The following is a 12,088-nucleotide window of genomic DNA, read 5'->3' on the forward strand; positions in this document are numbered from 1 at the left end:
GTACCGTTCAGACCGGGAAGCTTGAGCGTCAGGATGATCGGACACTGCCGAAACCGCAACAGGCATCCATCACAGAAATGAATCGGAAGCGACCTTTCGATTCATAAGTCTCGTTGGACCAGATCGCGAGCATCGCCGATCATGCGGGGATGGGAACACACCACTACCAGCTTTATTGCCAGAGGATCGACGCCAACAGGAACATGGCCCGATATTACGCGCTTGCGATCCGGCCAACCCTTTTTGGCGAAATAGCCGTCGTGCGAAGCTGGGGACGGATCGGCAAGGCTGGCGGGGAGATGACCGAGGTGTTCGGCAATGAGAATGATGCGATATCGCGCTTTCTCGAACTGGTACTGCAGAAGCGCAAAAGGGGCTATCAACCGGCAAGAAACTGTGGAAACCCCGGCAGGAGCGCCACTCTAAGCACATCGCCGCATGACAACGTAACGATCGCCTGAAAGGGTTTTCCCGTCTTTAACGAGGAAACCGTCATGACCACAACCAATGAAATCGCCGAAAAGATCGCATCCGAACAGAACCTGACCAAAGCCCAGGCGAAATCGATCGTCGAAACCGTCTTCGCGTCGATCACGACGGCAGCCACGTCTGGAGCGGAAACATCTATCCCGGGATTCGGCAAGTTCAAGATCAAGGATACCCCGGAGCGTGAGGCTCGCAATCCGGCAACCGGCGCCACCATCAAGGTTGCCGCTGCGAAGAAGCTTACGTTTCAGCCTGCCAAAGCACTGAAAGATGTGCTGAACAAGTAAGCCGCACCGCGGTAAGCGGGGTCATCAGGGGGGGAGCCGCCAAAGGCAGACGGCGCAGCGTCATCGGCGCTGCTTGCCTTGACGCTTAAAGCTGATCTCGATGGCAATCGGACGGTGGTGGCAGCATTGCGGGTGTATGCCACCCTCAGAAGGGCGGCACGACGTCAACGGAACCGTCCTGCTCGGCCATGATAACGGCCAGTTCGGCCAGAGCCAGTTCCAGCTCCGCGGCAATCTGGCGACGCTCGTCTGGGTGGCAATGGTTCATCTCGGCGCGCAGTTCTTCGATATGTTGTTCCAGTAGCATCGTCATCTCCTTGACGTTTGAGAAAGATGACGCCGCCGGGCGTGAGGAAATGACGGGGTCAAGAATCGCGTCGGCGACCGCCAGAGGCGGCGAGTGGGGTGCCGGTTTTGTTGAAGCGCAGGGAACCGGAGCGGAAGCAAAATCGGGGGGCCACGCGAAGTCCTTGAGGCCGGCATTTGCTCGCGGCACGATTGGTCACTCTGAGCAGACCCCGCCTCTCCGTATCGCGACCAGTAGAAGAAGCGGGCTAGATGCCCGGTTCCTTCTTGGTTTGAACAAGGGAAAAGCCCCGCCGTTTCCGGCAGGGCTTCGTCTTTGATCAGGCGTCGCGCTTCGGGCGGTTCCAGACCAACGTATAGTCGCCTTCCCTCTCGGTCGGCCAAAGTGCCGCATTGATCGGGGCCGGGAAGCTCGGATCGTCGAGCTTGACCGAGATGTAGGGCTCTCCGTCGCCGGAAACCTGGCTCCAGGCGGCGCCGACTTCGGCCGCTCCGGACATGATCCGGAAGTCGGGAGCGTCGCGGGATGTGCGTTCGATCGGGTTCAGACGGGCCTTCATGGAGACCGTCAGAGTGCGTACGTGGCCGAGGATGGTGTTGCCGTTGGTGGTGAATTCGCCGATGATTGCCATTGTCGTGATCCTTTCGGTTTGATCGGGCCGCGACCATCGCGTCCTCGATGACTGTCGATTTGATCGGGGACGATCGGACCGCATCCTTAAGGGACCGGAATGCAATGGAGGGCGGCGGGAGACGGCTTTCTTGGACCGCGAGGAATGCGAACGCAGGTCGCAGGGGAAGAAAGGGGGCGATGCCGTTGCGGGAGAACGATCGAGGCGCAGCCGATCTTCGATCGGACATGTCAAATCGAGGCCGCGTTGGCCGCGCCCACTTCCTATGCCCGAATGGATGGCAGCAATGGCCACATCGACCGTTTGGGCATTGCCGGGCCAATGCGACAAGTCCGGTGAGCGTCGCCGAACTTTCCTTCTCGATGGCGGCTCCGGTTTTCAATCTGGCACATGTCGCCCATGCTTGCTCGTATCCGCAAGAATGACCTGTTGCTGATGCAGGACGCATAAGGGCCAGTCGCAGCAAAACTGGCTCGCGCCCGCACGGAACAAGATCGCCTTCGCTTTCCTCCCGAACGGTCAATCCGCGCTGCCCGGATTCAGATTTTGGGAGCAGTACCAAAGGACGCTCTAAAAAGAGAGGGGCGCTATTACACTGCCTCCCTCGTCGCGCAGGCATCCGCCCTTGGCTGAAGACCGTGGAGATAATTGACCGCCCGCTGCGCATGCGCGGCCGCCTGGAAAATTGCCCGTTTGTCGTTGGCCAGCACCGAGATCCATGACTGCAGATAGGACGCGTGATCCGGCCGCGGCTCAAGTTCCGGCGCGATACCGAGGTCAGCGCAGAGGAAGCAACTGCCAAGTTCGGCAATGAGTTCTTCCCGCGCCCGCTCCGTCCGGTCCTTGGCATAGCGCGACAGGTCACGTCCCACGCGATGTTCTGCCGCCGTCCAGTGGGTCGCCTCATGGCTGAGGACTGCCGCATACCCGGCGGCATCGCGGAAGGCTTCGAACGGTGGCATCTGGATATAGTCCATGGCCGGAGAATAGTATGCCTGGTTGCCGCCGTGCCGAATGACTGCGCCGGTATTGCGGAAGAACTCGTCGGCGTGACCGATGCGCTCGATCGGGCTCAGGAGCGGTTCGGGTACGCCATGATAGTGGTCAGGCAGGCCGTCGATCTGCGCTACGTTGAACACCGTGTACGATTTAAGGAACGGAATATCGCGCTCCACCTCGCCGCCATTACTGTCGGTCTCCGACTTGGTGAAGCGGCTTGCATAGATGACCGTCGTTCCGGTCTCGCCCTTGCGAACAGCTCCATCCAGCTGCAAGGCCTGTTTGAACGTCATCCATGTCGGCGAGACATAGCCCCTCGCTGTGCTCTCCGACCACAACAGCAGCACGTTGAGACCGCTATAGGCTTCGCCGTTGTGGCGCAGCGGCCGGGTGATCCGTCCGGTCGTATTTGCGGCCGACCAGGGCTTCATCCACGGACGGACGCCTTTTTCCAGATCCGCAACGATCATGTCGGTGATCCGCGCATAGAGATCGGCGCGCTCGCCCTGCCCTTTTCTTTTCATATCCTTCAACCTCCGTTTTCGGAGGTCGCGACCATCGCGACCCCGTCACGTCGGTCAAAAGCCGGGGAGATCAGGGATGAGCGCACGCGGAACGCGCCGTAACAACGTGAAGGAGGGCGAAGCCCTTGCGCGAGACCCTCGGCCCGGCAGACCGAAGGCGGGACGGGGTAGCAATGGACAGATTACCGATCTTCATCCGCAGCCAATGCAGGGGCTTCGCCAGCAAGACCACTTTCTGCCGCACGGCAGCCGACGGAATCTTAGCAACGGCGCGGTTGAGGTTGGGACCTTCTGTCGACGCATTGAAGTCGCGTCCCGTCGTTGATCCGAGGCGGTGGCCGGCACAGGCCCTCGTGACTTCGAGCTGACGAGAACAGGGCACCTTCGTCTACGTGAACAAAGGCGGGGCAGGAGCCCCGCCGTGATGGATGTTATTCGAAGGCTGACAGCTGGATTGCTGCTGCCTTGCGGTCGAGCGTCTGGCCGGGATTTTCGACCGGCCGGTCGAAGGGCTTCCATGTTTCGCCGACCACCTGCTCATAGGCTGCGACAGCGCCGACGGCCGCCATTCTGAGCGCATGTGCCTGGATGCCCATGTCGGCTGCGAATTCGCGCTTGCGCTGGGCGACGCTCTCATAGCCGACCGGACCGTCGAGATCCTCGTCGCGGGCATCCGCAGCGCTCTTGGCGGTGGCGTCCCGCGCCTCGGTGACGGCGCGGGAGTAGAACTGGCCGGCGCCATGGGCCGATCCGACATAGGCCCCGACGATGCGCTGCAGATGGATCTGCATCGCCCGGTCGCCAAGGCCATCGGAAAGTGCGGTGGCGGTTTCGACGATCAGGCGCTCGTGCATGTCACGGATGCCGTCGCCGTCGACAATGGCGGTCCCGAAGCTTTCGGCGATCCGAAGCGCCTGTGTTTCATCGGGGCATGAAAGGCGGACCATTTCGAGGGTGGCGCCTCTGCGCAGCGGCACGACGCGGGCGGATTGGCGGATTGATTGACGGAATTGGGTTGCTGACTTTGCCATGGTGGTCTCCATTGCTTCGCCGAAGTGTCGGCCCCCTGGCCGTTCTGTCCTTCGGTGCGGTCGAAAGGAACAGGCGCAATCCGGGCGGATCATGGCCCGGGCAGGCCAGATCGAGCGAAGCAGGCAGGCGGTCAAGCAGGGGTGACAAGCCCTTGCGAAGCCCGCGTGCCTGCTTTGTCGAGAGCGGCATGACCGGCCGCCCCGCGGCGCGACAGCGGCCTTGAACCGAACGGGCGCCGGTTCAGACACCACGAAACCGAAGGACAGAACGGCCAGAGGCAAACCTCGGATGCCGAAGCTGAGAGGAAACCACGCCAGACCCGCGCCAGGCCGCGCCGATCCAACGTCCAAGCCGCAGCTTGCCCAGTCGTCACAACCGCCGACGTCACTATCGGCTCGTGGTCCCGTTTGGCCTGAGCCACCCGGCAGATGTGCACGGGCACGCAATGATGCGATTGCATCCTCCTGTCGCGCGAGCTTTCACGAAAGTCCATCGACGGAGGGATTATGCCGCAGAAACGCGATAATCGTCCGCAGTGCTCGACCAGATATGTTCCAGCTTCTCGTCGTGCGTCATCGCTCGGGAGGGCCTGGATTCGCGTTCAATGATAGCGCTTCGCATGCGTTCGGGCGAGCTCTTGTCGGCCAGGTCGCAATAACCGCGGAGGTGCCGGAGGCACCCGTCGACCGACAGAGAGAAGAGGATGCTGGTGACCAAACCGGTCGGGAATTCGCGCATAGCGAATATCCCGGCCTTGATCGAGAGCAGCGGCAGTATCTCAAACGTGTAGTCGTGGGATGCATCGGCGATCTTGAACCATTCGCCGCTGTAGAGCGCGCTGTCGTCCCACTCCCATACATGCTCAGCCTCATTCGGTAATGATCGCGCTGATGTGGCACCCATGGCTGCACGCCAACTCTACTGTTTTCCCAAAAAAATGCTGCGGGGGGCCCTCGAGGGACGCCAAGCGGTGCGGCTCCCGGGATAGCGAAAAATCACTGAAAATTCCTACTCTTCACCTTCAGCGTATCGATATGGAGATCGGGTGTGAACATGTCCCGCGGGACAACAGGCTTTTGTCGATCGCGAGAATCCGGCCCGCCGCCGCCGTGGGCAAACTCATCGCCCCGCCCGGCCGGCAGCCTGAATTCGACATCCCGATCAGCCAGACCGACAAGGTCCGCTGACAGGTCGAAGAGTTGCTGCGAGACAAGATGCACGACCTCCCCTTCCCGCTGAATCCGCCCATTGATTGCCATCATCGAAGATCCGAGCACCACGCTCCTGCGCTTCTCGAACAGTGACGGCCAGACGACGATGTTGGCAGGGCCTGTTTCGTCCTCGATGGTGATGAACATGACACCCTTGGCAGACCCGGGCTTCTGGCGCACCAGCACCAAACCTGCAGTATAAACCCATCGCCCATCCCGAGCATTCATCGCCTCCGCACAAGGGATGATGTTGCGTGCCGACAGGTCCCTGCGCAGGAACGCAACTGGATGCTGCCGTAGCGTCAAGCCCGTATGGCTGTAATCCTCGATGACGTTGTGCCCGTCCGTCATCTGCCGAAGGGCGACCTCCGGCTCCTGCTGCTCAGCAATTGCCGCCATCTCGCGCTCAGTCGCGGCGGCAAACAACGGCAATGGCTCATCACGCAGCGCCTTGATGGCCCAGAGCGCGTCGCGCCTCTCGAGTTTGAGCGATGGCAGAAAGGCATCGGCCTCTGCCAGCTGGACAAGGGCCTCCGTCGGCACGCTGGACCGGCGCCACATGTCATCGACGGATAAGAAAGGACTATTCATGCGTGCCGTCACGATCCGCGCTGCGTCAGCGACAGCCAGTCCCTTTACCTGCCGAAATCCAAGCCGGACAGCATGCCGATCGGTGCTGCCGATCTTTTCAAGAGTGCAGTCCCAGCGCGAGCGGTTGACGCACACAGGTCGCACCTCGACGCCATGCTTGATCGCATCGCCGACGATCTGGGCGGGCGCATAAAAGCCCATCGGCTGACTGTTCAAAAGCGCCGCGCAAAAGACATCCGGATAGTGGCATTTGATGTAGTTCGATGCATAGGCGATCAGCGCGAAAGATGCCGCGTGACTTTCCGGAAAACCGTAGCTGCCGAAACCTTCGAGCTGGGAAAAGGTCTTTTCGGCGAACTCCGCCGAATAACCGTTCTTGACCATGCCGGAGACGAGTTTTTCCTTGAAGCGGGAGACCCCGCCGGTGAACTTGAAGGTGGCCATCGACTTGCGCAGCTGGTCGGCCTCGCCACCGGTAAAACCGGCGCAGACCATGGCGACGCGCATGGCGCTCTCCTGAAACAGCGGCACGCCCAGCGTCTTGCCGAGCACGGCCTCAAGCTCGGGTGTGGGATATTCGACCGGCTCCTTTCCCTCTCGGCGGCGAAGATAGGGATGCACCATGTCGCCCTGGATAGGACCGGGCCGGACGATCGCCACCTGCACGACCAGATCGTAGAAGGTGCGGGGTTTCAGGCGCGGCAACATCGCCATCTGCGCGCGGCTTTCGATCTGGAACGTCCCGAGCGTATCGGCTTTTCGGATCATTGCGTAGGTGGCTGCGTCTTCCTGCTGGATCGTAGACAGATCGAGATCCTCGCCCTTATCCTCACGGATGAGATGAAACGCCTTTGCCATGCAGGTGAGCATGCCGAGTGCGAGCACATCCACCTTCATGAACTTCAACGCCTCGACGTCATCCTTGTCCCACTCGATGATCTGGCGGTCCTTCATCGTTGCCGGCTCGATCGGCACGAGATCGTCCAGCCGGTCATGGGTGAGGACAAATCCTCCTGGATGCTGGCCCAGATGGCGCGGAGCGCCCATCAGCTGCTGCGCCAGTTTGAGGGTGAGCGCCAAACGGCGGTCGTCAGGATTGAGATTGAGTTCGCGGATATTCCGATCCGGGACCTCCTCCGACCAGGACCACATGCCAGATGATAGGGCCTTGATCACGTCCTCCGGCAGACCGAGTGCCTTGCCGACATCGCGGATCGCTCCCTTGGCACGATACCGCGTAACGGTGGCGCAGAGGGCTGCCTTGTCATGTCGGTAGGTCTTGTAGATCCATTGGATGACCTCCTCGCGCCGTTCATGCTCGAAGTCGACATCGATATCCGGCGGTTCGTCGCGCTCCTGGCTGACGAAACGCTCGAACAGTAGATCATTGGTCGACGGATCGATCGAGGTAATGCCGAGAATGTAGCAGACGGCACTGTTGGCCGCCGATCCCCTGCCCTGACAGAGAATGCCCTGGCTTCGAGCAAAGCGCACGATCGAAAACACAGTCAGGAAATAGGGAGCATATTTCATTGTGCGGATGAGATCGAGCTCGTGCCGCACGGTTTTCAGGACATCCGATGGCGGTCCCTCTGGATAGCGGTCGGGCACACATTCCCAGACGTAGTGCTCCAGCGAGGCCTGGGCGTCCTTGCCCGGCACGATTGCTTCCTCCGGATATTGATAGGTCAGCTCCTCAAGTGAAAACGTGCAGCGGCGAACGATCTCCAACGTTCGTGCCAATGCCTCCGGGTATCGGGGAAACAATCGCTGCATCTCCTCCGGCGGCTTCAGAAATCGGTCGGCATGCCTCTCGCGCTCGAAGCCGACATCATCGATCGTGGTGTTGTGCCTGATGCAGGTGACGATGTCCTGCAACTGCCGCCGGCCCGGCTCATGAAACAGCACGTCATTGGTGACGACGGTTTTGACCCTGAACCGTGCCGCCATGTTGGAAATCTCATGCAGCCGCATCTGGTCATTCGGTCGCCTGCGGAGGGAGAGCGACACGTAAGCACGATCACCAAACAGCTGCGCCATCTTTCGAAGCTGCGCGGCGCATGTCGCGTCCGGCAAATCTGGCACGAGAATGCCGATCATGCCTTCCGAATAAGCGATGACGTCATCCCAATGCAGGATGCAGTTGTTCTTGCCGCCGCGCGATTTGCCGAGCGTGATGAGGCGCGTCAACCGCGAATAGGCAGCGCGATCGATCGGATAGACCAGCACCGACATGCCGTCGGCGAGATCGAGACGGCAGCCGACAACGAGCCGAATGCCTGTTGAACGTGATGCTTCAAGCGCCCGGACGATGCCTGCAAGAGAATTGCGATCAACGACGCCGATCGCACTGATCCCAAGGAGTTTTGCAGTATCAAACAACTCCTGCGCCGACGAGGCACCACGCAGAAACGAAAAATGTGTCGTGACCTGAAGCTCGGCATAGCTCATGCGAATATCCCGTGGCAGAACCAGCGGTGTGACCCGGTTTCCGGATCAATACCGTCGCCGGAGCGGAACACCCACAAGCGCTCGCCTGCTTCATCCTCAATGACGAAATAGTCGCGCACGGCGTCCATTTCGGCATCTCGCTGCCACCATTCCCCGAAAATGCGTTCCGGGCCGTCGGCACATTTGACCTTGCGGCGTTTGCCACGCCAGACGATGGAGACTGGGGGCCGGTCCGGCATCAGCGCGATCGCCTCGATCAACTCAGGTCTCGGCAAGAGACGAACGGGGCGGCGCCAATGGCTGACCCAGGCAACGGCGATCGGTTCGGCGACGGGGCTGATGCGCTGGACAGAGCGTTCCGGCACATCGGAGGCGACCGGTGCGACGCGATAGACCCTCTGCCCCCGGTTTCCATAGAGGTCGATCAGCGGCGTGACATCAGTGACCTCATCCTCGACCAGAGCAGAGGCTTTCTGAGCCTCCTCGAGAGGCTCGGCTATCACGGCGAGCAGGATCAGCTTTTCGATCCCGAAGCCCGGCTCGATCTTTTCCGTCCGGTCCCGAAACAGTTTTGTCAGCCAGGCGACATCGCGGGCGGGCCTGGCGGTTCCGGCGCGGATGGCCTGCCTCGTGCCATCGACCTTCTCGACGATCAGGTCGGCACGGCGAACGCCAAGCCCGCGCTTCTGGAGTTCGTCAACGAGTTGGACGACCAGACGGCCAACATATTTATTGATTGTTTCCGCAGCCCCGATCGGTTCGGCGAAGGCCTTGGAGACTTCAACCAGCTCTGCGGTCCGGATCGGTTCGACCGGCTCGGCGACACGACAGAGCATCTGGTCGAGACGGCGGCCGACCTCCGGACCGAGGCGCAATGTCAGCGGGGCCCGCGGGGTGTTGGCAAGCTCGCCGATTGTCTGGAAACCGAGAATGCGCAGATCAGAGACGATCTTTGACGGCAGGCGCAGAAGCGAGATCGGCAGTTTTTCGACGGCACGGGCCGTCTCGCCCGGAGGAACGACAATCGTTTCGCGATTGATTGCGCGGGCGCAAGCATGGGCAGCACCCCAGCTGTCGGCAACCGCCACGCGCGCCGTCAGTTTTCGGGCAAGAAACTGGTTGGCGATCTTCGTCACCATCGGCAGTTCACCACCCTGCAGATGATCGGCGCCTTCCGTATCCATGACGATACCATCAATCCCGTCGACGGCGACGATCGGCGAATAGATCGTCAGCGCCCAGAGCGTGATGCGCTCGAGCGCGGCTCGATCGGCTTGCGGATCTGCGTCAACCAGCATCAGGCCGCGAAACAGCGACTGCGCCTTTGCCGCCGCCATGCCGGCATGCACGCCCGCCTTTCTGGCAGCCGGATCGGCGGCAGACACCCATCGCTTCGAACCGCTTCTCGCGATCACGGCGATTGGCTGTTCAGGCGGAATAGACGGATCGGCCCGACGAATGCGATCCGTCGGCAGATCCGGAAGATAGACCGAGACGACCCTTGTCATCGCACGCCCTCACGAGAAACTCAGCACACTCACCCGCTTTCACGCGCATCAATTCCAGAAACCATTGAGGCCTGCCCACCCCCGGTACCGGCAACTCCTCTGACGGCATCACGCTGACACGCCATCGTGTGGTCGAGGCCGTCGGCTGCCCAAAGTCATTGGCCTCCGTCTGTCGCCGCCATCGGCGGACCGCGAGCGCCATGGTCCCGGTTCGCTCGGCTGCAAGCTGCAGGCGGCGGGAACTGACCATAGGCAGGCGAACAAGTTCACCGACGACGGCGCCAAGTCCGCCGAAGGAAAGGCCCTCCTCCATATTGGCCAGCACATCCTCTTCCTTGTCGGATTCAACAAAGATGACGCGGTCGGGATGCAGACCCACATGGGCAAGAGCTGGAAAAAAAAGATCCGGCCGCGTCAGACACCAGATGACGGGGCCTTTTGTTCGTGCGGCAATGCCGGCAACACAAAGGGCGGCCGCTGCACCATCGACAGTACCGGAGCCACCGCCTGCAAACTCGTGCAGCGCGCCATAGGCGAGGCCCCCGCCAGGCAAGGCCGCATCGATCTCGGAAACGCCAAAAGAAAGTGTTCCGGCCCGCTTCGCGGATACCCCTTCCATCGACGCGATGCGGTCTCGCAAGTCGCAAATCACCCTCTGACGGGCAGCAGTCATCGTTCACGGCTCCCTTCAAGGTCGTGTTCAAAGGATCGACATTATGTCGTACGGGCATGTCGTACGGGCTATATGTTCATTGTTTGTTCTCGTAATACAAAAGAGTCAAGCACCACAAAGTTGAGGAATATTATCCCAGTATTAGCAAAGTCGAAGATTCGAAAAGGATTCAAGGAGGTAAGGGGAAACAGAAATTTTTGCAGCCCTTGCGTCCGTCGGGTTCAAAATGGTGGATAGCGGGGATAGATGAACGGCGTCACAATCTTCTTAAGGTTTTCGTGCTGAACTCGTTTGCATGACGAAGCCACCGAGATCAAAGCCCCTCCTTCGTGATACCGAAGCTCCGCTACGGTCAAAGCCGCGTCGGAAGCGCAATCCCGCACAGCCACAGCTGCTGTTTGATCCGATGCCCGATCGCGTCGAGCCGGCACTCGCCCAATTGAAGGCGCGTCCTCCACAAGGCGACCAATGGAGCTGGGAGCTGAAATGGGATGGCTATCGCCTGGCTATCCATATCGAGCCGACAGGGGTCCGCATCCTCACGCGTAGCGGCCATGACTGGACGCACCGGTTTCCGGCGATCGAGCAGGCTGCCCGGGCGCTTGGTCCGGCAACGATGATCATTGATGGCGAGGCGGTTGTGCTTGACGATGAAGGGCGGCCGGATTTCGGACTACTGCAGAAATCGTTGGGTGCGTCTGGAAAGACGGCTGGCAACCGAGCTTCGGACGCCATCCTCTACGCGTTCGATCTTATCTATCTCGACGGCCATGACCTGCGCAACGTGGAGCACCGTTCGCGCCGGCATCTTCTCGAGGATACGCTGAAGGGGCACGACGGCGCGATCCGCCTTTCGGAAACCATTGACGCCGATCCCGCGATCCTGCTGGAACACGTTGGCAGCCTTGGTCTCGAGGGCATCGTCGGCAAGCAATTGGATCAACCCTATCGCTCCGGCCGGACCGGCGACTGGGTCAAGATCAAGTGCGTTAAGAGCGAAGCCTTCATGGTTGTTGGCTACGAGCCATCGGCGGCATCTCCCGACGGCTTCGGCTCTCTGGTGCTTGCTGCCTATCGCGGTGACGAGCTCGTTCATGTCGGGAACGTCGGGACGGGCTTCACGCAAGCCGAGATGAACAGGCTGCGCAAGATGATCGACAAGCTGCGCTGGAATCGGAAACAGCCGCCTGTTCCCTATGCCGAAAAGGCAGACATCATTTGGGTCGAGCCGACTTTGATTGCCGAGATCGAGTTTCGGGCCTGGACGGCCGACGGCAAGCTACGCCATGCTTCCTATAAGGGCTTGCGGGAACGGCAAGACAATGCCGACGTTTACAAGCTCGACTAGCGACGCAGGCGGAACTCACCACACAACTGCATTCGGTCGC

11 protein-coding genes are annotated in these 12,088 nt (G+C 60.6%); 3 read left to right on the plus strand and 8 right to left on the minus strand.

From position 1 onward, the window contains the following. Window positions 1-149: 149 nt before the first annotated feature. The gene (locus MRBLRC7O_RS24610) at window positions 150-461 is read left to right on the plus strand and encodes a WGR domain-containing protein (RefSeq protein WP_111797307.1); all 312 of its coding nucleotides are present in this window, start codon (window positions 150-152) and stop codon (window positions 459-461) included. A gap of 33 nt (window positions 462-494) precedes the next feature. Beyond that, window positions 495-773 (plus strand): HU family DNA-binding protein, encoded by a 279-nt coding sequence (locus MRBLRC7O_RS24615; protein WP_003517400.1) that lies wholly within the window; start codon window positions 495-497, stop codon window positions 771-773. Between the two features lie 145 nt (window positions 774-918). Here the strand turns inward: MRBLRC7O_RS24615 and MRBLRC7O_RS24620 are convergent, their stop codons facing one another. From MRBLRC7O_RS24620 to MRBLRC7O_RS24655, 8 genes are all read right to left on the minus strand, one after another. Next, window positions 919-1,080 carry a hypothetical protein gene (locus MRBLRC7O_RS24620; protein WP_173994912.1) on the minus strand — a complete coding sequence of 54 codons (162 nt, stop codon included), beginning with the start codon at window positions 1,078-1,080 and terminating at the stop codon, window positions 919-921. Between the two features lie 319 nt (window positions 1,081-1,399). After that, the gene (locus MRBLRC7O_RS24625) at window positions 1,400-1,711 is read right to left on the minus strand and encodes a DUF736 domain-containing protein (protein ID WP_003517402.1); all 312 of its coding nucleotides are present in this window, start codon (window positions 1,709-1,711) and stop codon (window positions 1,400-1,402) included. Window positions 1,712-2,301: 590 nt separating this feature from the next. Further along, window positions 2,302-3,234, minus strand: coding sequence for an ArdC family protein (locus MRBLRC7O_RS24630; RefSeq protein ID WP_112540323.1), 933 nt, complete (start codon window positions 3,232-3,234; stop codon window positions 2,302-2,304). Window positions 3,235-3,665: 431 nt separating this feature from the next. Next, the gene (locus tag MRBLRC7O_RS24635) at window positions 3,666-4,265 is read right to left on the minus strand and encodes a hypothetical protein (protein ID WP_111835041.1); all 600 of its coding nucleotides are present in this window, start codon (window positions 4,263-4,265) and stop codon (window positions 3,666-3,668) included. Between the two features lie 505 nt (window positions 4,266-4,770). Further along, window positions 4,771-5,169 carry a DUF1419 domain-containing protein gene (locus tag MRBLRC7O_RS24640; RefSeq protein ID WP_020811906.1) on the minus strand — a complete coding sequence of 133 codons (399 nt, stop codon included), beginning with the start codon at window positions 5,167-5,169 and terminating at the stop codon, window positions 4,771-4,773. Between the two features lie 92 nt (window positions 5,170-5,261). After that, window positions 5,262-8,519, minus strand: a complete 3,258-nt coding sequence (locus MRBLRC7O_RS24645) for an error-prone DNA polymerase (RefSeq protein ID WP_060726754.1) — start codon at window positions 8,517-8,519, stop codon at window positions 5,262-5,264. Then, the gene (locus tag MRBLRC7O_RS24650; RefSeq protein WP_020811907.1) at window positions 8,516-10,027 is read right to left on the minus strand and encodes a Y-family DNA polymerase; all 1,512 of its coding nucleotides are present in this window, start codon (window positions 10,025-10,027) and stop codon (window positions 8,516-8,518) included. The genes MRBLRC7O_RS24645 and MRBLRC7O_RS24650 overlap by 4 nt, the downstream gene beginning before the upstream one ends. Then, window positions 9,948-10,700 (minus strand): ImuA family protein, encoded by a 753-nt coding sequence (locus MRBLRC7O_RS24655; protein WP_031234214.1) that lies wholly within the window; start codon window positions 10,698-10,700, stop codon window positions 9,948-9,950. Before MRBLRC7O_RS24655 ends, MRBLRC7O_RS24650 begins: the two co-directional genes overlap by 80 nt. Before the next feature lie 295 nt (window positions 10,701-10,995). On the opposite strand from MRBLRC7O_RS24655, the gene ligD reads away from it, so the two are divergent. Next, window positions 10,996-12,048, plus strand: coding sequence for a non-homologous end-joining DNA ligase (ligD, locus tag MRBLRC7O_RS24660; RefSeq protein WP_111820943.1), 1,053 nt, complete (start codon window positions 10,996-10,998; stop codon window positions 12,046-12,048). Window positions 12,049-12,088 lie beyond the last annotated feature (40 nt).

It is taken from the genome of Agrobacterium radiobacter (assembly GCF_040801995.1).
GTDB lineage: Bacteria > Pseudomonadota > Alphaproteobacteria > Rhizobiales > Rhizobiaceae > Agrobacterium > Agrobacterium radiobacter.